The following is a 19,597-nucleotide window of genomic DNA, read 5'->3' on the forward strand; positions in this document are numbered from 1 at the left end:
CTAGACCCCCAGGTCCTGGCGCTGGCGGACAAGGCGCCAGTCCTGTTCCTCGAACACGTCCTCGAAAATCGAGGGAATCGGCGACAAGGGGCCGTCATGCAGCGTGCCGTAGCTCTCCGCCTCCTTGTAGGATTTGACGACCAGCTCGTTGAGCTCTTTCTCCATCGCTTCGTGGCGCTTTTCATCCCATTCGCCAAGCCCGATCATATGGTTCTTCAGCCGCTCGATCGGATCGCCCAGCGGCCAGGCTGCAGCCTCGGTCTTCGGCCGGTAGCCGGACGGGTCGTCCGAGGTTGAGTGAGCATCGGCACGATACGAGAAATACTCGATATAGCTCGGACCGTGGCCCTTGCGCGCGCGCTCGGCCGCCCATTGCATGGCGGCATAGACGGCCAGGAAATCATTGCCGTCGACGCGCAGCGAGGCAATGCCATAACCCAGCCCCTTGAGCGCGAAGGTCGGCGCGTCACCGATCGCCATATTCTGGTGCGTCGAGATCGCGAACTGGTTGTTGACGACATTGAGGATGACCGGCGCCTTGTAGGTCGAGGCAAGCGTCATCGCCCCGTGGAAATCGCCCTCGGCGGTCGTGCCGTCACCGATCCAGCTCGCCGTGACCTGGTCGTCGCCCTTGTATTGCGAGGCCATGGCCCAACCGACGGCCTGCGGGAACTGCGTGCCGAGATTGCCGGAAATCGAGAAGAAATGACCGTTGGCCCACGTATAGTGCACCGGCAGCTGACGGCCTTTCAGATTGTCGCGGCTGTTCGAGATGCAGTGGCACATCATGTCGACGATATCGCGGCCGCGCGCGAAAAGGATGCCCTGCTGGCGATAGGACGGGAACACCATGTCGGTGTCCTTCAGCGCCATCGCGCCGGCCACCGCGACCGCCTCTTCGCCGGTCGACTTCATGTAGAAGCTCATCTTGCCCTGGCGCTGGAGCTTGAGCATGCGCTCGTCGTAAACACGCGTCAGCACCATGTGGCGCAGCCCTTCGCGCAATACGTCCGACTTGATCTCGGGGTTCCACTCGCCAACCGCCTGATGGTTGTGGTCGAGCACGCGGATCATGCCAAGGGCGAGGTCGGTCGTTTGGGGGCCGGGAATGCCGACATCGGGGCGCCGCGCTTCTCCGGCCGGCGGGATCTCGATATGGGAGAAATCGGGTTCGTCGCCGGGACGGAATTTCGGAGCCGGAACACGATAGCGCGGTTCTTGTGTCGCCATGGACGCTGCCTCTGGAATGACTGTCGGACGGTTGGAAGGCTTTAGCACCTTCGGCGGGCGGGCATTAGCGCGGAAAGGGCTTGCTTGTCCACTCATGCGCTCGCGCCAGGCGCGCTGGCGGCGAACGTCCATCCTTGGCCGCACTTCGTGAATCTGCCAGTGTTGGAATAATTCTGTAGCGCTATGGTGCCTTTTCGTCTCTGGAGATCGGGAACCGCATGAAACTCGACGATATTGACATAAAAATACTCGCCGCTCTGCAAGAGGACGCCGGATTGTCAGTGGCAGATATTGCGGAAAAAGTGGGACTGACCGCGTCACCTTGCTGGCGCCGGATCCGCAATCTCGAGAACACGGGAATTATACGCAAACGCACGGCGATGCTGGACCATCAGAAAATCGGTCTGAACTTCCAGGCCCTGGTCATGGTGAAGATCTCGCCGCCCTCGCGCGAAAACCACAAGAAATTCATGAACTGGGTGCAGGACGTGCCGGAAATCGTCGACACCGTGACCATCACCGGCGATTTCGACTATGTCATGCACGTCATGACGCCGGACATGACCGCCTACAACAATTTCATCGGCAACCGGCTCCTGAATACAGGTGTGATCGGCGAGAACAATTCGCACGTCATCCTGAAGCGGGTCAAATCGCGTGACGGCGTCCCGCTCGATCATCTGCTGAAGGATGGCAAGCTCCACGACGAGCCCGACTTCTAGCGCGAAAAAGAAAACCCCGAATCCGCCGATCCGGGGCTTCTTCATCGGCGTAGAGCCGGGCCTAGTTCAGGCGCTCCAGCGCAACCGCGGTGGCTTCGCCGCCGCCAATGCAGAGCGAGGCAACACCTTTGGTCTTGCCGTGTTTTTCAAGCGCTGCGAGCAGGGTCACCATGATCCGGGCGCCGGAGGCGCCGATCGGGTGACCGAGCGCGCAGGCACCTCCATTCACATTGACGATGTCGTGCGAGAGGCCGAGCTCTTTCATGGCGATCATAGGCACGACCGCGAAAGCCTCGTTGATTTCCCAGAGATCGACATCGCCGGTCGACCAACCGGCCCTGTCGAGCACCTTGCGCATGGCGGGGACCGGTGCAGTTGTGAAATAGGCCGGCTCGTGAGCATGCGCCGCGGTGGCAACGATCTTGGCCAGCGGCTTCAGCCCCCGGCGCTCGGCTTCGGACAGTTTCATCATGACCAGCGCCGCGGCGCCGTCGGAGATCGCCGAGGCGTTTGCCGCGGTCACCGTTCCGTCCTTGGAGAAAGCAGGGCGCAGGCCCGGAATTTTCTCAGGCATCGCCTTGCGCGGCAGCTCGTCGGTGTCGACCGTGATGTCGCCCTTGCGGGTCTGGATCGTGACCGGGGTGATCTCGCGCTTGAAATCGCCCTTTTCCGTGGCGCGCTGCGCGCGGGCCAGGGTTTCCAGCGCGTAGGCGTCCTGCTGCTCGCGGGTGAACTGGTGTTCCTGCGCGATCATGTCGGCATAGACGCCCATCGGTTGTTTCTCGTAGGCATCCTCGAGCCCGTCCTGGGCCATGTGATCCTTGATCGTGTCATGACCGTATTTGAAGCCGGCACGATGCGTTGGCAGCATGTGCGGCGCATTGGTCATCGACTCCATGCCGCCCGCGACAATGACGCTGGCATCGCCCGTGGTCAGGGAAGCGCGCGCCATGATGGCAGCCTGCATGCCGGAGCCGCACATCTTGTTGAGCGTGGTCGCTTCCACCGATTTCGGCAGGCCGGCCTTGATCGCCGACTGGCGGGCTGGTGCCTGGCCCTGACCGGCCGGCAGAACATTGCCCATGTAAATCATCTCGACGTCATCGCCCGCCACGCCGGCTTCATCGAGTGCCGCCTTGACGGCTACCGCGCCGAGTTCGTTCGCGGACATCGGGGCAAGTTCGCCGAGCAGGCCGCCCATCGGGGTACGGGCCATGCCGACGATGACAATCGGATCTTCCTTGGCACTCATGATCAATCACTCCTGGCTGGAAGCGGGATGTGGGGTCGTGGGGCGCGCATGTGAACGGCGGCTTCGGGCTTTCGTCAAGCCTTGACGCGCGGGAATTTGCTGCAGCGCACACAAGCGGATTATCCCCGTGGCGGCGCAAGCAGCGGAAATAAGCGGCTTTTCCTGGTCAGCTGCGTCAGCTACACCGCTCCCAGGGAACAGGGGACCTTAATGGGACAGCGTAAAGGCCGGCCTAGCCGGCGCTCATTCCTGCGCCAGATTGTCGGCGGGGCTGCGCTCACCGGCGGCCTGACACAAATGGCATCGGCACAGAACCGAAGCTGGAGCGCCCGCTACGCCGCTTGCGCGTCCGGCGTTACCGACAGCGATGGCGGCGCCGAGGCGGATCCGGTCGGCAATGGCCAGGGCTCCGGCGTCACAGACCGGGATACCGGCGAGACAGCGGATCGCGCCGGCTATGGCCGCGGTGAACGTTCCTACACCGACACCGATCGTGGCGCCCATGCCGATCCCGTCGGTGGAGGCACGGGGTCGGTCCGGATGAACGATAGCGATGTTGGTTTTGGATCGGATCCCGTCGGACGTGGCCGGGGCGGAGACCGCCTTCGTGAAGCCTCGAACCGGCCGTGTCCTGTCGAGGAACCGGAAAAGCCGGGTGAGGACGGCTGATGGCGATTACCGCTTCCGGATCCGACCCGGTCTTGTCGGAAATCACCGCGCCGTCGGCTGCCCGGCTGGAAGGCATCGATTTTGCGCGGGCTATCGCCTTCCTCGGGATGACGGTGGTGAACTTTCACATCTATATCGACAATGCCGCGACCGATCCGGCCTGGGCGACCGAACTGGCCAGCCTCTTCTCGGGACGAGCGGCTGCCACCTTTGTCTTCATTGCCGGCGTCGGCACCGCCCTGCTAACGGCGCGCTGGCGGCGAACGCGATCGATAGACGACCGGCGCATGGCGCGCCTGTCGCTGCTCAAGCGCGGCCTGTTCCTGTTCATTGCCGGCGTCTCATTTCGCGCCCAGTGGCCATATGACATCCTGCATTTCTATGGGGTCTACCTGGCGCTGGCTGCATTATTGTTCACGTTGAACACCCGCTGGCTGATCGTGCTGGTGATGGTCACGCCTCTGCTTTTTGTGGCGGAATATCTGGCCTTTCCGCCCTTGTTGGGGTGGGATTACTGGGAAAGCCCGAGCTTCGAGGACCCGGTTCACGCCTTCCGGGATGTATTTTTCACGGGACACCACCCGGTATTTCCCTGGTTCGCCTTCTTTCTTGCCGGACTGGCCATCGGGCGGGCGGACCTGCACATGTCCGCCAATCACTGGCGTCTGCTGTTCGGCGGTATCGTCCTCATCGCCATGGCGCAGGCCGTACACTTCTCCATGATCGGGCTGAACTACATCAAACTTCTGCCGGTCGAGGACTGGGGGCCGGGCTATGCGCTCTCCTACATCGACAATCTGTTCGGCACGTCGGCGTATCCGCCCTCACCACTCTATGTGATGTTCGGTCTGGGGGTCGGGATGATTGTGCTGTCATTATCCCTGATGTTGTGCGCTGCAGATGGACGAAGGCGGCTGGTGAAGCCTGTGATCTACGCCGGGCAGATGGCGTTGACGCTCTATCTGGCCCACGTCTTTATCGGGGTGACCGGGATCGAATGGTTCCTGCCGGAAGAGATGGATTCGATCTGGGCGCTCTATGCCATCGTGATCGTCTTCTTCTTGGCGTCCATTATTTTCGCGACCATCTGGCGGCGCTATCACAAGCGCGGCCCGGTGGAATGGGCGATGCGGAGGCTGGTGGATTAGGCCACCCGCTGCGGATCGGAGGCATCCAGCGCGATCGCCGCGCGGATGATCTCCGCGAGCTCGTCATCGACCTCGGACAGGGCGTGTACCTTCACGTGGCGCAGCGACTTTCCGGTGCCTTCGATCCGGTCGAACCGGTGGGCCAGCGCCGCGCCATACCAGAGCTGGAGATTGACCCAGCTTGTCTGGGCGGCAATCGAAAAGACGCGCTCTTTGCCGACATAGCAGGGAAAGCCCCAGGCGAGCTTTTCCGTCAAAGCGGGTCCGGCCAACTGCACCGCTTCGCGCAGCGCCAGCGCGATCGGCGCGAGGCTCTCTTCGACCTGAGCGTAATAAGTGTCGGGTGTCTTGGTCATGAAGGAAAGATAACGTCAGCGAGGCAAGCGGCAATCCTTCACTCCTGCGCGCGCGTTTCCGGATAGTACCAGACGGCTTCGATCCGGCCATTATTGATCCGGTAAACCGACAACGCTGTCTGGCTGCGAAGCTCACCATTTCCAGTCGCCCAGCTGGCGCGCTCGCGCACGGCAACATGACGACCGTCAGTCAAGGTCGAAAGCCTCTCCGAGCGGACCGTCGGCAGGGCCGCGAAATAATCGATCATCGACTGGCGTAGATTTTCCGCACCTTGCACTTCGCTGCGGCTACCGTCGTCGGAGAGGTAGACGATGCGAATATCTTCGCTGACCCACGCCATCATTGCTTCGGGATCGTGCGCATTGAAGGCCTCGAAGAAAGGTATCAGTACGGCCTCATGATCCGCTTGTGGTTGCCGGGCCTGTGCCGGAGCGGACAGGACGCAGAGGACAGCCAGTGCGCTGGCGATCAAACCCGATCTTGCCATGATTTCCTCCTAAACCGTCCCGGTGATCCAGCCGCCGCCGAGGACGCGGTCGGCGCGGTCCTGCGGTGAATAGAAGACCGCCGCCTGTCCGGGCGCAACGCCCTCCTCGCCCTCGTCGAGCAGCACGCTGGTCTTGCCGTCCGTTACCTGCATCACAGAGGGCACTGGCGGGCGGGTCGAGCGCCCTGCTCAGCCTCGCGCAGGTTTAGCGTATCTGCCACGAGGCTTTCCTCGATCCGGGCGTGCCGGTTATGCGAAACGGGTTTTCTTCTTCCGCAGATTGAAACGGCCTCGTAACTCAAGTTTATTCACTCTACGCCTTTAGGGCGGATACGGGTAATTGGTCGTCCGAGCCATTTGCAGGGCGACTCCCGATTGCTGCTGCCAAGGACTCGACGAGCAGGCCGACCGTCGGCAATGAATAAAATGGCATTCTTCGCCGCATGCGGTGAATATCAGCCCTCCTTTCGGCGAGGACCTTCTTCAGTGCAACAATCAAACATGCCGACAAGCCAGATCCTCCGCAAAGCCGAGAGCCTGCAAAAACGTGGCGACCTTGGCAAAGCAAGAGAATTGTACGCGCAGATTCTTCGGAAATTTCCAAAGAATCCCAGGGCGAAGAAAGGCCTGTCCGACATTGACCGGATCGCACAGCGACAACTTCCCGCTGATCCGCCGATCAGAGATCTCGAAGCATTATCGCAACTCCTCAATCAAGGTCGCCTTGCCGAAGCCCATAAAATGGGTCTTGCGCTACTAAAAAGAACGCCAAACGGGACGGACATAAACAATCTTCTCGGCGCGATTTCGACTTCTGCCAACGACGACGAGAAGGCACTCGTATTCTATCAGCGCAGCTTGAAGGCCGATCCAAATAATTTTTCGGCGATGACCAATTTGGGCGTATGCCTGCAAAAACTGGGACGCCTGGAGGCTGCTGCGCAAATTCTTCGTAACGCGTTGCAAGTGCAGCCTGATTACACGCCGGCCTTCAAGAATTTGGCGCTCGTCTTGAAGCAACTCCATCAGTATCGAGCCGCCATTGATTATCTCGAGGCAGCGATCAAATTGCAGCCGAATGACCCTGAACCATACGTGGAAGTCGGTACCCTGTATGGGATCGTCGGAAAATTCGAGCTCGCGGCCAGTAAAATTGGCGCCTTGATCGAAATCGCACCAAATTCTGCCGATGCGCAACATCGGCAAGGCCAAATGCAGTCCTTTCTCGGCCATCACGACGAGGCGGTGCAGAGCTTCAACAAAGCCGCAGATCTAGCACCGCACTTATACCATCATCGCTTGTCTGCCGGCCTGGCGCTCCCGCGGATCTATGAAAACAACGCGCAAATATTTAATCTACGCAAGCAACTCATGTCGTTTGTTGGGAAAGTAGAAAACGGCTGCATTCAGGAAGGCGAATTCAATCCATCCCAGCTAACCTGCCCCAACTTCATGCTGGCCTATCACAATTATAGCAATACGGAATTATCGTCTGGATTATGCCGTTACCTGCGCAACGCGATCCCCGATCTAAATTTCGACTGTTTGGATTCAGATGAAATACCTGTTCGAGAACCGGAGCAAAAAATACGGATGGGGATATGTTCGCAGTATCTGTATAATCACACGATCGGTCGGCTTTTCGGCGGCTTTGTGAAGCATATCGACAAAGATCGATTTGACGTGATTTTGATCAAAACTCCCGGCGCAAGACAGGATGATTACAGCGTATTCCTCGAGCAGTTCGCCGATGGCGCCATCGAGCTTCCGGAAAGCTTATTGGAGCAACGCAATGCGGTCGCGGCGCAGCGCCTCGATGTGTTGTTCTATCCTGACATAGGCATGTCGTCTTATGCCTATTTTCTCGCGTTCTCGCGCCTGGCTCCGGTTCAAGCCGTTTCATGGGGGCATCCGGACACCACCGGGATCGATACGGTCGACTACTTTGTCACAGCGAAAGCAATCGAGCCGGAAAATTGTGCAGATCATTATAGCGAGCATAGTGTGCGCCTGAACACGTTGCCTTGTTATTATTTTCCCCATGAGACATCTAAGCCCCTAAGTCGCGCAGAATTCGGCCTGCCGGAATCTGGGACGATTTACAGCTGCCCCCAAACGCTATTCAAGTTTCACCCGGATTTTGATGCCGTGCTGGCTGAAATATTGGATGGTGATCCTGACGGCCATCTGGTGATGATCGAAGGACAGGTTTCGTCCTGGAACGATCTACTGCGAAACCGTTGGGCGGGTTCGTTTCCGATCCTGAACGAAAGATCGACCTTTCTGCCGGCCCAACCCCACGAGCGGTTCCTGGGACTTCTCAACCTTGCCGACGTCCTCCTTGATCCCATCCATTTCGGGTCCGGCAACACGCTGTATGAAGCCATGATGTTCGGCACTCCGATCGTGACATGGCCGGGACAGTTCATGCGCGGTCGAATTGTTGCAGGAGCCTACAAGCAAATGGGGATAGACGATGCGCCCATCGCACCGACGATTGAGGACTATGCCCCGCTTGCGCTTGCGCTGGGCCGGGACGCAAAGCGGCGGCACGAATTGCGCGAAGCTTTGAAGGCGGCCGCGAAGCGCGAATTGTTCGAGGATGATGGCGCAGTACGCGAACTGGAAGCCTTCTTCGAAGCCGCAGTTGCAGCAGCCAGGCGTGGAGAAAAACTGCCCGACGGCTGGTCACCGGATCCAAGCGCCAAGGAAGTGCAATGAAATCGACCGTTCTCGTAACCGGCGGCGCAGGCTTCATCGGTTCGCACCTGTGCGAACGATTGCTGGCCGATGGACAGGATGTTCTGTGCGTCGACAATTTCTACACAGGCAGCAAGGACAATATCCGCCACCTGCTCGACAATCCGTGCTTCGAGCTCATACGTCACGACGTCGTGCTTCCGCTCTATGTGGAAGTGGATCAAATCTACAATCTGGCCTGTGCCGCCAGCCCTGTTCAGTACCAATCTGATCCCGTCGGTACGACGAAAACGTCCGTGATGGGTGCAATCAACATGCTCGGCCTCGCGCGCCGCAAACGGGCGCGCATCCTGCAAGCGTCCACCAGCGAGGTCTATGGCGATCCATTACAGCATCCACAACCCGAGACTTATTGGGGTCATGTCAATCCGATCGGAGCCCGGGCATGCTATGATGAAGGAAAGCGATGCGCAGAAACGCTTTTTTTCGACTATCATCGACAGTGGAATGTCGACATACGCGTCATCAGGATCTTCAACACCTACGGTCCCCGGTTGCATCGGAATGATGGCCGGGTCGTGTCCAACTTCATCGTTCAGGCCCTGAGAGGCGAGCCAATCACGCTATTTGGTGATGGACAGCAAACCCGGTCCTTCTGTTATGTCGATGATCTGATTGATGGAATGGTCGGGATGATGGATCAGGACACCGAGATTGGCCCGATCAATATCGGCAATCCCGCGGAATGCACCATCCGCGAGCTCGCCGAGACGATCTTGCGGCTCACAGACTCGAAGAGCGAGTTGGTCCAGCATCCGCTACCCATCGACGACCCCGTGCGCAGAAAACCTCAAATCGACAAAGCAGAGACTGCGCTCGGCTGGTCTCCCAAGGTCACACTCGAGGATGGTCTGGGTGAGACAATTGCCTATTTCCGGCATTTGCTTTCCAAGTAGCCTGAAGCGCCTGTCCGTTCCCTAGCCGAAGCGCAATGAAAAATACATGACGTCACAATCAACCGAGACATCCGGCCTCGTCGCAGCGATCTGTCCAGTCTGTCACTACAGCGTCGCGTCCGTTTTCTTCGACGGTGGAATGCAGCCATTGGCGACGCTGGGCTGGCCCGACAGTTCTGAAGAGGCTCGGAACATGACACGTTTCGCGCACGATTTCGTTCAGTGCCCGCGATGCACGCATGTCTGGAACCGGTCGTTCACCTACGATGCCGTTCCTTACCAGAACAACGCCAACCGCATGTTCAATTCGGGCGGCATCTGGAAAGGCCATCTGGCAGAAACACGCGATCTTTTGCTCGACGCACTTCCGGACGAACCAACCGTTATCGATATTGGTTGCGGTGAAGGTCACTTCGTTCGCGGGCTGGCCGAAGCCCGTCAGAAAAAGGGACGCTTTGTCGGATTCGACCCGAACACAGCCTCGGAATCAGGTCGAGGCGTCGAGTTTCATTCCCGCTATTTCAAACCGCTTGAAGACATGAGCGAGTTCAAGCCCGACGCCATAACTGTGCGGCATGTCCTGGAACACCTGCTGGACCCGGCAGCTCTGCTGGAACAGCTCGCATGGGGTGCACAGACGGCAGGCAAGCCATGCTGGCTTTTCGCGGAAACGCCCTGCATTGACCGGGTATTCGAAACGGACAGGCTGGCCGACTTCTTTTTCGAACATGTCTCCCATTTCACGACCGAGTCCTTCCGAACTCTGCTCGAACGCGCTGGTGAGGTGGTCGAGTTATCCCGCGGATATGACGGCGAGGTCGTGTATGGCCTTGTTCGCCTGCAGGTGCCTGAAAGCCAGGTCAACCAAGCCGCCTCGTCTCTGACGTTCGCAGAGCGCGCGCTGTCAAATCGCCACAATATTCGTGAGCAGTTAGGCGCGCTCGCTGGTGCGGGGACATCGGTTGCGATCTGGGGAGGAACCGGAAAGGCTGCGGCTTTCATCCACCAGTTCCAGGCCGATGCAGACCGTTTTCCCATCGTGGTCGACTCGGATCCGTCAAAAGTCGGAACACATGTGCCCGGCACGGGACAGCCCATTCAAAGCCGGGATGTTCTCAAGGAGAGACCGGTGGATACGATCATCATTCCAACTCAATGGCGGGCGAAAGACATCGTTGCCGAGATTGACCGTGAAGGCATTTGTGCCGAGCGCATTCTGATCGAGCACGCCGGAAAACTGATTGATTTTCGCAGGGACAATCACCCCTACAATTAGCAATCGGAAAATACCCGACTAAACCGTCCCGGTGATCCAGCCGCCGCCGAGGACGCGGTCGGCGCGGTCCTGCGGTGAATAGAAGACCGCCGCCTGTCCAGGCGCAACGCCCTCCTCGCCTTCGTCGAGCAGCACGCTGGTCTTGCCGTCCGTTACCTGCATCACAGCGGGCACTGGCGGGCGCGTCGAGCGGACCTTGACCAGAATGGGCGCGCCATCCTGCGCGGCGAGATCGCCAGCGCCGATCCAGTTCACCTCGTGCAGTCGGATTTCCCTGACGCGAAGCGCTTCGCGCGGACCGACAATGACCTGCCGGTTGGCAGGATCGAGCTTCACGACATAGAGCGGTTCACCGGTGGCGATGCCCAGCCCGCGGCGCTGGCCGACGGTATAGCGCAGCACGCCATTGTGACGGCCCATGACCCGGCCATCGATGTGGACGATGTCGCCCGGCTCGGCCGCGCCGGGGCGCAGCTTCTCCACGATGTCGGCATAATTTCCGTCCGGGACGAAGCAGATGTCCTGGCTGTCCGGCTTGTCCGCAATGGCGAGGCCGAAGGCTTCGGCCAGCTGCCGGGTCTGGTCCTTGGTCAGACCGCCCAGCGGGAAGCGCAGATAGTCGAGCTGTTCCGGCGTCGTCGCGAACAGGAAATAGGACTGGTCCTTTCCGGCATCCTCGGCGCGGCGCAATTCCGGCCCGTCCGGCCCGTCGACGCGCCGTATATAATGACCGGTCGCCATGCAGGCCGCGCCCAGCTGCTTGGCCTGGGCCAAGAGGTCCGCGAACTTCACCCGCTCGTTGCAGCGCACGCAGGGGATCGGCGTCGCGCCCGCCAGATAGGTATCGGCGAACTCGTCCATCACCGCTTCGCGGAAGCGGCTTTCATAGTCGAGCACATAGTGCGGGAAGCCCATTTCCTCGGCCGCGCGGCGGGCATCATAAATGTCCTGGCCGGCACAGCAGGCACCCTTCTTCTTGATCGCGGCGCCATGATCATAAAGCTGGAGGGTGACCCCCACCACGTCATAGCCGGCCTTGTGAAGCAGGGTCGCCGTCACGGTGGAATCGACCCCGCCGGACATCGCCACCACGACGCGGTGGTCGGCCGGATTGCCGCCGAGGCCAAGGATGTCGCCATCCAGGCCGAATTCACGAATGAGGGTGTCGGCGCGGCTGTCGCCGGCGCGCGTCATAAACGTCGTCATCACGCTCTCCCACGGGGTCAAGGCCCGAAGCAGTCGTTAAAGGAGGCGCGGATATAGGCGATAAGCGCCGGTTTTGAAAGACCGGCTAGCGCAGGAATGGCAAAAGCGATACCTGGCTCAGGACCGAGAAGGTCTGGGCTGCGACATCGACAGCGGTCTGTGCCTGCTGGAAACGCGTGGCGGCAGTCGCCATGTCGATATCCTCGAGATCGCCGATCAGGCCGGTGAGATAGTCCGCCTTCTTCTGCTGCGTGTTCACGATCGACTCGACGCGCGATTGAAGAGCGCCATTCTCGCCAACCTTGTCAGCGATTCCATCGAAAGCCGCTATTACATTGGCAATTTCGCCCTGCAGATAGGTGTATTGGGCGTCCGTCAGCGGGCCGTCGAACGGACCGTTCACGCCGGCATCGTATTCGGCAAGGCGCTTGAATGCCGCCATCAGATCGGTGCCGACTTCGTCGGCGAGAAGACCGGTCTCCTGGGTATACTGGTCGTCGAGTTTGGCAGCCGGTCGCCGGCTGGAGTTGACGAATACATCGCCGGCCGTCGGCGCCGCGACGAGATCGGCGAGCGAATTTGCCGTGATCGGGTTGGCGTCGGTCCGGGTTCCGCCAAAAATGTAGGCACCGGCGTGCTGCGTCGACAGGGCGTTGCGGGCTTTTTCAAACGCTTCCCGGGCCTGGCTCATGATGTGGGTGCCGTCGACGGCGGTCATGGCCACGCGCAAATCGGTCGCGGCTTCCGACAGTTTGTCGAGCGCAATCGCGGTGACTTCCATCTTGTGCCCGACACGTTCGGCTGAGAAACGATATCCCTCCGCACGGTCGCGGGCGCCATAGGCCGCGGCCAGCGATTCTGTGCGGAAACCGCTGCCTTTCAGATCCGGTGCGATCTTGCCGGTCGTCAATTGCTGCTGGGCTTCGAAGACGTTGCGCTGGGACCGCATGAGATCAACAAGGGCGGCCTGGGCAGCGGCAGAGGTCGAGATACGTGTCATGGCGTTTCCGTCAGATCAGGTTGAGCAGCGTGTCCGTCAGTTCCTTCGCGGTCTGAAGGAGCCGGGCCGAGGCGTTGTAGGATTGCTGGTAGAGCGTCATGTTCGCGAGTTCCTCGTCGAGGCTCACACCCTCGACATCGGCGCGCTTCTGATCAGCCGCCGCCTTCAGCGACTGCGATGACTGGTGCGCGCGTTCCGCTCGCGCGGCGCGCGTTCCGATGTCCCCCGCGACGCGGGACGCGAAGGCTTCCAGGGTCGCGCTGGTGGCGGCAAATCCGCCGGCCGCATTGAAACTCCGCTGCGATGTGATCACCGATTGCAATGCCTGCCCGCCACGGGCATCGCCCGCCGCGATCACGATATCGCCAACCGCCGGGGTTCCGGCAAGATCGAGCTTCGCGAGCGACATCAATGAAGAGTCCGCGCGAATACGCTCGGCGACATTGATGGCGTCGAGACGATTGGCTTTCGCCGGCAATCCGAGGCCGAACTGCTCGCTGAAACTGATGCCGGTCGTCCCACGCGATGTATCGTCGGAGGTCAGCGCGACCGCGAAATTCTCGAACCCGGCCACCGGCGTCTGGACAAGGCTGCCGTCGGAGCCGAACGCGAACGTCGCATAACGACCAAGTCCGGTCGTCGGGTCGTTGAGTGCCGTCAGCAGGTCGCCGAAGCTGGCGCCCGCCACGGTGACTGAAATATCGCCAACATCGGCGCCGTTCGGCGCCGTTACCGAGAAGACCATCTGCTGACCGGGCGTATAACCGTGTGAGTCGGTACTCGCGAAATCGCTGTTAAAATGAACCGGCCGCGGCGAATCTACCAAATTGTTGAGACCGAAGAAGTGAGCGAAGCCGCGCCCGCCTCTTGCCGAGGGTGTGGTCTCATCCTGGAGCGTGGCGACGCCATTGCCCCCTGTAGCAGCAAGCGTCAGCCGTCCGTCAGCGAAACTGGCCGAGCCGTCCGCGCCCAGCGCCGTGTTGAGGGCGGTCACGAAGTCGTCGACCGACGCACCCGCGCCGTAGGAAACGGCGGCGCCGCCGTCAACGCTGTATGTATTGGCGGTGAAATCGACATCGATGCGTTTGACCAGCGCGCCTGAAGCGTCCGCGACAGCGATGGTCGTCGCGCCGGTAAAGTTCAGGAGGTCGGTTCCGAGCAGGCCGGTATTGTGTCCGGTGAGGGTCGACGCCGCCGGATATGCGGTGGAATCATTGTGCGCCTCATTGACCGCATCTGCGGTCGCGGCGATCAGCTCGGCCAATGCCTCCATGATCGCCGGCAACTCATCATCGCGCAGGGTCAGAAGGCCGGCCAGTTCACCGCCCTCGACATGGGCCTGAAAATCGCTGACGGGAGCCGCGCCGGGCGGCTGGATGGCTATGCGGTTATAGCTTGCCCCGGCTGCGCCGGTGCCGGCCGCCTGATATTGCAGCGTCGACGCGCCGTTCTGAACCAGGCTGACGCCATTCATGGTCGAGACGACAATCCGGCCATCGGCCTGCTCGACCGTGCGCACCGCTATATACTTGCTCAACTCGTCGATGAGTTCCGACTGGCGATTCTGCGCACCGGTCGTATCCGCAGCGGCCGCCGACAAGGATTGCAGTTCGAGATTCAACACATCGATCTCGGCGGTGAGTTCATTGATCCGCTCCACGGTAGAGCCAATCCGCGCATCTGCTTCCTGACGCTGATTGCGCAATTCGGCGTACAGGCGCCTGCCCTCGTCGAAGAAGGACTGGAGGTCGGCGGATACCGCGAGGCGCGACACGCTCTGGCTTGGATCGACCGATGCCGTCGCGATCGAATTGAAGGCCGTGTTGAGACGCGAGAACAGTGAACCGGAATCGTCGAATGTGCCGACCTGTGCCTGGAAACGATCGAGAACCGCAGCTACAATGGCGTTTTCCGAAGCCGCCGCCGATGCCCGCACCGATGCGGCCTGCAGGTAGGCGTCCGACACCCGCATCACGCCGGTAACGCTGACACCAAATCCGACGCCATTCAGGACACGCGTAGAAAAGCCGGTCTCGACCCGGGCATAGCCGGGTGTATTGACATTGGCGACGTTGTTCGACGCGGTCCGAAGGCCTACCTGGCTGGCCTGCAAGCCGGACAGTGCGCTGCCAAGAATTCCGGTCAGAGACATGGCGTCCTCCGCTCACGCGCGCCTGCACGGACGTGCATTTCTGCCGAGCCAGAGGCAGTTCTTGCCGGGCTGCGACCTGTGACAAGTGTTTGCCGGTTTTCGCCGACCTTGCTCTTTCGCATTGATATTGCGTAGGTTTTTGACATCACACGATTCCGATCCGCAAAACAGGCGAACACGTTCAAGTGCAGGCTGCGCAATCTGCGGGCCAAAGGTCGCCGCAACCGCATGTCAGGGTGCGCCCGGCAGAATCGCCCCTGCGCGGCAGGAAAATAATGCTCACAGGTCGTTTTCCGTCTCCGCAACGAGATTTTTTATTGTTTCTTTTCAACACATTATATAGTTATCGGACTGGCCCGGCTTTTGCAGCTCCAAGCGTGAGTGGGCGAGCCATCGGGGTTCGCTCGAGTTTTGAGGAGGCGAAACCGGCATGGACGCACAGTTTGCGATCCTTTCCGGACAGACCGCGACCACCGGGAACGGCCAGTCGGCCGCCAGCCCGGCGGAGAACGGTGATTTCGACGTCCTCCTGGCCGCCGCGAACGGGGTCATGCCGGTTGCTCCCGTGCAGCCGGTTTCGGGCCGGTCCGCGATGCCGACGCCACATGCCAAGGGGCCTCAATCCAGCCCGTCTTCCGCAGCGCCAGCCATAGCGGGCAGTGGCGGTGCGCCGAATGCCGGTTCCCTATCTGCAGGTACGGAATCAATCCTGACCGCCATCGGAACGAACGGGTTGCCAGCTTCGGCATCCGGTCTCGCCGCGGCGGGCGGAATGCCGGCTTCCGGGCAACAGGGCGTGCCGGCGATCGAAACGCAAATACTGGCGGCTCAATCCGGCCAGCCCACACAGCAAACCGCGCAACCCGGCGCACAGCTGAATGCCGTCCCCATGGCGGATGGCTCCGCAAATGCAGGCGTGTCGCAGCTCGCCGCAAGCAGCCAACCAGCCGCGAGCGCGGCCGACCTGGCGCTCGCCGTCACGGGCATGCCGAACGCGCCTGCTGCGCAAGCCGCAGCCGCGTTGCCGCAAGGCACAAACGGCGTCGAGTCCGCCGCGACCAGCTCTGGCAGCAAACTACCGAGTGCATTGCCGTCGGCCGCCAAGATTTCTGCAGCGCCGACCGCTGGTTCGCCGGCCGGCACGCTCAACAAGAACGCTGCGGGACTGGACGTAGCCGTCCAGACTGCCGCAGTTGGTGGTGAATTACCGCCGTCGGCCCTGGCGCCGCAAACGCCGCCCTCATTGACCGGTGCGCCGGTACCGTACGAAACCGTAATTCTGCCGGCCCTGCAACCGGAAGCGGGTGTGCAGGCGCGGCGCGCCGCGGATGGCGGGCTGACGCCCCCTCTCCCCAAAACGGCGACCCCGGGGCAAGCCAAGGCCGCTTTGCCGGCCGCATCCGCCGCCAGCAGCAGTGCTGCAATTTCTGTTAGCCTTCCAAAGGCAGCTCCCGCTTTGCCGCAGCAGGCTGTGACGCCGGATGTATTGCCACAAACCGCGATGGATGACGCGGCGGCAAGCAAGACCCTGCCGGATGGCCGCGCCACGGCGCCCATCTCCACCGACACGCAGAGCCAGCCTGCGGACACCGATGCTGACGGCATCGAGCTGGGCCAGGCGCGATCAGCGGAAACCGCTCGGGCCGCCGAACGTCCGGGAACCGCCGCTGGCAGCGCCCGCTTCACGCCGGCGAATGCCGGCACGCTCGCGGCCCAGATTGCCGCCAAGTTCCAGAATGGCGAACGGCGGTTCGAAATCCGCATGGATCCGCCAGAGCTGGGCCGGGTCGCGGTCCGCATGCAGGTCGGCCATGACAATCGCGTTCACGCCGTGCTGAGCGCGGACCGGCCGGAAACGCTTCAGGACATGCGCCAGCACGTTCGCGAGCTGGAACGCGCGCTGAACGAGGCTGGCCTCGAGCTCGGCGAGGACGGCTTGTCCTTCGAGCTTTCGCAGGATCGTGAGGATACGCCGAACGAACACGCCGGCGGGTCGGCTTTCAGTGACCTGTCGCTGGTCGAGGATCGCGCGGGTGACGTTGTTGCCGCCTTGCCAGCGAGCGAGCTTTACGGCTTTCGCCTGGCATCGTCCGGCGGCGTTGATATCAGATTGTAGGAGCAGCGCATGACAACCGGCATCGAGGGTCTCGGCTTAAGTGGCGCATCGCAAAACTCGCAGGCGGCACTGGCTGACAATTTCGAGATGTTCCTGACGCTGCTGACCGAGCAGATGAAGGCGCAGGACCCACTGAATCCGCTGGATTCGACCGAGTTCGTGAACCAGCTCGTGAATTTCTCGGGCGTGGAGCAGGACATTCGCGCCAACCAGAATCTCGAAAACCTGATCACCATCCAGTCCGCTGCCGCCCAGACCACAGCGGTCGGGTTTATCGGGCGTGAGGCCACTGTGAGCTCGCCGCAAGGCATGCTGCAGGACGGATCGGCGGATTGGACCTATGTGTTGCCCGAAGATACGCAGGGAACGCTGATCACGCTGACCGACGAGAACGGCCGCACGGTTGCGACGTTCGAAGGTGAAGCCACGGCAGGCCGCCATAGCTTCGAATGGGACGGGCAGGATCTTTCCGGCACCGATCTCGAGGACGGCGTCTATACGCTGACCGTATCTGCTGTGAATGGCGAAGGTCAGCCCGTGACGGCGGACGTTCAGACCACGGCGCGGGTCACCGGTGTGGACTTCTCCGGGTCACAGGTCGTCGTTCAGATGGGAGATATCGAGGTGCTGCTGTCTTCGGTCCGCAGCATCCGGGAAATATAGACATAACAGGCCTCAAAGGCCTGGCGCTTGGCAAAGAATTCTGCCGGGTGGATGAGAAAAAAGCAGAACGCTCCTAACGCCAATTCAGGGAGCAATAAAATGAGTATCAATTCCGCCCTTTGGGCAGGTGCGTCCGGGCTGCTGGCGAATTCCAGCGCGCTGGCCGCCGTTTCCGACAATATCGCGAATGTGAACACGGTCGGCTACAAGCGCGCAGCGGCCGTGTTTTCGCCGATGTATGAATCGCAGGGCGCAACCTCGCGCTACTCGTCGGGCGGTGTGACCACGACCAACCGCTTCCAGATCTCCTCCGGCGGTCTGCTCACGCCGGGTTCGTCACCCACAGACCTGGCGATTGCCGGCAATGGGTTCTTCGTGGTTCGTCCTGTCGCGGCGAATGTGAACGCGACGGACCCGGTCCTTTTCACGAGGTCGGGATCGTTTACCGCGGATTCGCAAGGTAATCTGAGAAACGATGCGGGCTTGTTCCTTTATGGCTGGCCGGTCGCCGCGGACGGTTCGGTCACGACGAACCCGTCTGACCTGTCCACGATGGAAGCGATCAATCTTTCATCCATTGGCGGTGCCGCTGAGGCCACGACGTCCATCGGAATTAACGGCAATCTGCAGGCTAGCCAGACGGTCTCCGCGGACGAAGCGACGTATGACGCAACCGGCAGCGGCACGAACATGGCATCCGGCACGGTGACGCCGGACTTCCAGCGCTCGATCCAGATGTATGACAGCCAGGGGGGCGCACGCACCGTCACGCTGTCGATCCTGAAAAGCGCAACGGCCAATCAATGGCACGCCGAACTGCATGTCACGCCGACCAGCGACATCACTACAGGCGCCAGTCTCATCGACGGCCAGATCGCGACCGGCACGATCGCTTTTGATGCACAGGGCGAGATCGACCTGACAAACACGACGCTGCCACTGACGCTGGACTTCCTGTCTTCCACCAATCCGGGTCCGCTGGCCGCCAACGAGTTCCAGTGGGCCGCGGGGACCGGCGTCGCCGGCCAGTCGGTCACAATCGATATCGGCTCACCGACCCAGCCGGGCGGCATGACCCAGTATGACAGCCCGTCAACGCTGACCTCGACGCAGGTCAACGGCTCGGCCTTCGGCACGTTCACAGGTGTCGAAGTTGACGACGAGGGGTTTGTCTACGCGAAATTCTCCAACGGGATTATCCGCAAGACCTATCAGATTCCGATCGCAACCTTCGTCAATGCCAACGGGCTGAGCGTGGAATCGGGCGGAGCGTATTCGGTGACGCCGGATTCGGGCAGCTACACCTTCAACATTCCCGGCACCGCGGCGGCCGGCACGATCGCTTCGTCCACGCTGGAAAATTCCAATGTCGACCTGGCAACCGAATTCACCAGCCTGATCACCACGCAGAGAGCCTATTCCGCCTCGTCGAAAATCATCACGACAGCCGACGAAATGCTGGATGAAGCTATCCGCATGAAGCGCTAAGGCTGACACTTGGCCTCTGAGGCAGCGAAAGGCCTCCCGCTCCGGCGGGAGGTCTTTTGCATTTTAGTTATTGAGTTAGAAGTCAATTTACCACGGCGTTTAGGCGGAATTTAAGAGCCTTCGCGTATCTTCCCCTCAACTAAGGACGACAAAGAGCGTCCAACGGGTGAAATCA

Annotated in this window: 16 protein-coding genes and 1 pseudogene; 9 read left to right on the forward strand and 8 right to left on the reverse strand. The window is 60.9% G+C overall.

All coding sequences use genetic code 11. The annotated features are described in order from the left end of the window. Positions 1 to 1,230: a thiamine pyrophosphate-dependent enzyme gene (locus ACOOFN_RS03805; RefSeq protein ID WP_420433840.1), complete on the reverse strand. Its 1,230-nt coding sequence runs from the start codon at positions 1,228 to 1,230 to the stop codon at positions 1 to 3. A 218-nt stretch (positions 1,231 to 1,448) separates the two neighbouring features. Here ACOOFN_RS03805 and ACOOFN_RS03810 point away from each other — a divergent pair, with 218 nt between their 5' ends. Then, a complete protein-coding gene (locus ACOOFN_RS03810) occupies positions 1,449 to 1,952 on the forward strand; it encodes an Lrp/AsnC family transcriptional regulator (protein WP_420433842.1) in 504 nt (167 codons plus the stop codon). 61 nt (positions 1,953 to 2,013) lie between these two features. Here the strand turns inward: ACOOFN_RS03810 and ACOOFN_RS03815 are convergent, their stop codons facing one another. Further along, positions 2,014 to 3,204: a thiolase family protein gene (locus ACOOFN_RS03815; protein ID WP_420433844.1), complete on the reverse strand. Its 1,191-nt coding sequence runs from the start codon at positions 3,202 to 3,204 to the stop codon at positions 2,014 to 2,016. 210 nt (positions 3,205 to 3,414) lie between these two features. Here ACOOFN_RS03815 and ACOOFN_RS03820 point away from each other — a divergent pair, with 210 nt between their 5' ends. Together ACOOFN_RS03820 and ACOOFN_RS03825 are read left to right on the forward strand one after the other, a co-directional pair. After that, entirely contained in the window at positions 3,415 to 3,873 is a 459-nt protein-coding gene (locus tag ACOOFN_RS03820; RefSeq protein ID WP_420433846.1) for a hypothetical protein, read from the forward strand. Next, positions 3,873 to 5,021: a DUF418 domain-containing protein gene (locus tag ACOOFN_RS03825; RefSeq protein ID WP_420433848.1), complete on the forward strand. Its 1,149-nt coding sequence runs from the start codon at positions 3,873 to 3,875 to the stop codon at positions 5,019 to 5,021. The genes ACOOFN_RS03820 and ACOOFN_RS03825 overlap by 1 nt, the downstream gene beginning before the upstream one ends. Here the strand turns inward: ACOOFN_RS03825 and ACOOFN_RS03830 are convergent. The 3 genes and pseudogenes from ACOOFN_RS03830 to ACOOFN_RS03840 all read right to left on the reverse strand — a co-directional run. Continuing rightward, a complete protein-coding gene (locus ACOOFN_RS03830) occupies positions 5,018 to 5,377 on the reverse strand; it encodes a DUF1801 domain-containing protein (RefSeq protein WP_420433850.1) in 360 nt (119 codons plus the stop codon). The two genes, ACOOFN_RS03825 and ACOOFN_RS03830, sit on opposite strands and share 4 nt — an antisense overlap. Positions 5,378 to 5,415: 38 nt before the next feature. Then, positions 5,416 to 5,865 carry a nuclear transport factor 2 family protein gene (locus tag ACOOFN_RS03835; RefSeq protein WP_420433852.1) on the reverse strand — a complete coding sequence of 150 codons (450 nt, stop codon included), beginning with the start codon at positions 5,863 to 5,865 and terminating at the stop codon, positions 5,416 to 5,418. Between the two features lie 9 nt (positions 5,866 to 5,874). After that, positions 5,875 to 6,036: pseudogene (locus ACOOFN_RS03840) on the reverse strand (aminomethyltransferase beta-barrel domain-containing protein); the annotation flags it as partial. Positions 6,037 to 6,282: 246 nt separating this feature from the next. Between ACOOFN_RS03840 and ACOOFN_RS03845 the strand changes: the two are divergent. The 3 genes from ACOOFN_RS03845 to ACOOFN_RS03855 are packed head-to-tail and all read left to right on the forward strand — an operon-like array spanning position 6,283 to position 10,797. Continuing rightward, positions 6,283 to 8,586 carry a tetratricopeptide repeat protein gene (locus tag ACOOFN_RS03845; protein ID WP_420433854.1) on the forward strand — a complete coding sequence of 768 codons (2,304 nt, stop codon included), beginning with the start codon at positions 6,283 to 6,285 and terminating at the stop codon, positions 8,584 to 8,586. After that, positions 8,583 to 9,521, forward strand: a complete 939-nt coding sequence (locus ACOOFN_RS03850) for a UDP-glucuronic acid decarboxylase family protein (RefSeq protein ID WP_420433856.1) — start codon at positions 8,583 to 8,585, stop codon at positions 9,519 to 9,521. Before ACOOFN_RS03845 ends, ACOOFN_RS03850 begins: the two co-directional genes overlap by 4 nt. Positions 9,522 to 9,567: 46 nt before the next feature. Further along, the gene (locus tag ACOOFN_RS03855; RefSeq protein WP_420433858.1) at positions 9,568 to 10,797 is read left to right on the forward strand and encodes a class I SAM-dependent methyltransferase; all 1,230 of its coding nucleotides are present in this window, start codon (positions 9,568 to 9,570) and stop codon (positions 10,795 to 10,797) included. A gap of 18 nt (positions 10,798 to 10,815) precedes the next feature. On the opposite strand, the gene mnmA is transcribed toward ACOOFN_RS03855, so the two are convergent. The 3 genes from mnmA to flgK form a co-directional block, all read right to left on the reverse strand. Next, positions 10,816 to 12,003, reverse strand: a complete 1,188-nt coding sequence (mnmA, locus tag ACOOFN_RS03860; protein ID WP_420433860.1) for a tRNA 2-thiouridine(34) synthase MnmA — start codon at positions 12,001 to 12,003, stop codon at positions 10,816 to 10,818. A gap of 85 nt (positions 12,004 to 12,088) precedes the next feature. Next, positions 12,089 to 13,003 carry a flagellin gene (locus ACOOFN_RS03865; protein WP_420433862.1) on the reverse strand — a complete coding sequence of 305 codons (915 nt, stop codon included), beginning with the start codon at positions 13,001 to 13,003 and terminating at the stop codon, positions 12,089 to 12,091. A gap of 10 nt (positions 13,004 to 13,013) precedes the next feature. After that, positions 13,014 to 15,155, reverse strand: coding sequence for a flagellar hook-associated protein FlgK (gene flgK / locus ACOOFN_RS03870; protein ID WP_420433864.1), 2,142 nt, complete (start codon positions 15,153 to 15,155; stop codon positions 13,014 to 13,016). Between the two features lie 430 nt (positions 15,156 to 15,585). Here flgK and ACOOFN_RS03875 point away from each other — a divergent pair, with 430 nt between their 5' ends. The 3 genes from ACOOFN_RS03875 to ACOOFN_RS03885 all read left to right on the forward strand — a co-directional run bounded on the left by ACOOFN_RS03875 (position 15,586) and on the right by ACOOFN_RS03885 (position 19,422). Then, positions 15,586 to 17,271, forward strand: a complete 1,686-nt coding sequence (locus ACOOFN_RS03875) for a flagellar hook-length control protein FliK (RefSeq protein ID WP_420433866.1) — start codon at positions 15,586 to 15,588, stop codon at positions 17,269 to 17,271. A gap of 9 nt (positions 17,272 to 17,280) precedes the next feature. Then, positions 17,281 to 17,934 carry a flagellar hook assembly protein FlgD gene (locus tag ACOOFN_RS03880; RefSeq protein ID WP_420433868.1) on the forward strand — a complete coding sequence of 218 codons (654 nt, stop codon included), beginning with the start codon at positions 17,281 to 17,283 and terminating at the stop codon, positions 17,932 to 17,934. A 99-nt stretch (positions 17,935 to 18,033) separates the two neighbouring features. Continuing rightward, positions 18,034 to 19,422 carry a flagellar hook-basal body complex protein gene (locus ACOOFN_RS03885; protein ID WP_420433870.1) on the forward strand — a complete coding sequence of 463 codons (1,389 nt, stop codon included), beginning with the start codon at positions 18,034 to 18,036 and terminating at the stop codon, positions 19,420 to 19,422. Positions 19,423 to 19,597 lie beyond the last annotated feature (175 nt).

It is taken from the genome of Hyphobacterium sp. (assembly GCF_965217055.1).
In the GTDB taxonomy this organism is placed as follows: domain Bacteria; phylum Pseudomonadota; class Alphaproteobacteria; order Caulobacterales; family Maricaulaceae; genus Hyphobacterium.

What these genes read in the sequence shown, in the direction of transcription:
- ACOOFN_RS03810 (WP_420433842.1), top strand. Translation starts at nt 1,449, where the DNA reads ATGAAACTCGACGATATTGACATAAAAATACTCGCCGCTCTGCAAGAG.
- ACOOFN_RS03880 (WP_420433868.1), top strand. Translation starts at nt 17,281, where the DNA reads ATGACAACCGGCATCGAGGGTCTCGGCTTAAGTGGCGCATCGCAAAAC.
- ACOOFN_RS03830 (WP_420433850.1), bottom strand. Translation starts at nt 5,377, where the DNA reads ATGACCAAGACACCCGACACTTATTACGCTCAGGTCGAAGAGAGCCTC.
- flgK (WP_420433864.1), bottom strand. Translation starts at nt 15,155, where the DNA reads ATGTCTCTGACCGGAATTCTTGGCAGCGCACTGTCCGGCTTGCAGGCC.
- mnmA (WP_420433860.1), bottom strand. Translation starts at nt 12,003, where the DNA reads ATGACGACGTTTATGACGCGCGCCGGCGACAGCCGCGCCGACACCCTC.
- ACOOFN_RS03865 (WP_420433862.1), bottom strand. Translation starts at nt 13,003, where the DNA reads ATGACACGTATCTCGACCTCTGCCGCTGCCCAGGCCGCCCTTGTTGAT.
- ACOOFN_RS03885 (WP_420433870.1), top strand. Translation starts at nt 18,034, where the DNA reads ATGAGTATCAATTCCGCCCTTTGGGCAGGTGCGTCCGGGCTGCTGGCG.
- ACOOFN_RS03875 (WP_420433866.1), top strand. Translation starts at nt 15,586, where the DNA reads ATGGACGCACAGTTTGCGATCCTTTCCGGACAGACCGCGACCACCGGG.
- ACOOFN_RS03850 (WP_420433856.1), top strand. Translation starts at nt 8,583, where the DNA reads ATGAAATCGACCGTTCTCGTAACCGGCGGCGCAGGCTTCATCGGTTCG.
- ACOOFN_RS03835 (WP_420433852.1), bottom strand. Translation starts at nt 5,865, where the DNA reads ATGGCAAGATCGGGTTTGATCGCCAGCGCACTGGCTGTCCTCTGCGTC.
- ACOOFN_RS03805 (WP_420433840.1), bottom strand. Translation starts at nt 1,230, where the DNA reads ATGGCGACACAAGAACCGCGCTATCGTGTTCCGGCTCCGAAATTCCGT.
- ACOOFN_RS03820 (WP_420433846.1), top strand. Translation starts at nt 3,415, where the DNA reads ATGGGACAGCGTAAAGGCCGGCCTAGCCGGCGCTCATTCCTGCGCCAG.
- ACOOFN_RS03845 (WP_420433854.1), top strand. Translation starts at nt 6,283, where the DNA reads ATGAATAAAATGGCATTCTTCGCCGCATGCGGTGAATATCAGCCCTCC.
- ACOOFN_RS03855 (WP_420433858.1), top strand. Translation starts at nt 9,568, where the DNA reads ATGACGTCACAATCAACCGAGACATCCGGCCTCGTCGCAGCGATCTGT.
- ACOOFN_RS03815 (WP_420433844.1), bottom strand. Translation starts at nt 3,204, where the DNA reads ATGAGTGCCAAGGAAGATCCGATTGTCATCGTCGGCATGGCCCGTACC.
- ACOOFN_RS03825 (WP_420433848.1), top strand. Translation starts at nt 3,873, where the DNA reads ATGGCGATTACCGCTTCCGGATCCGACCCGGTCTTGTCGGAAATCACC.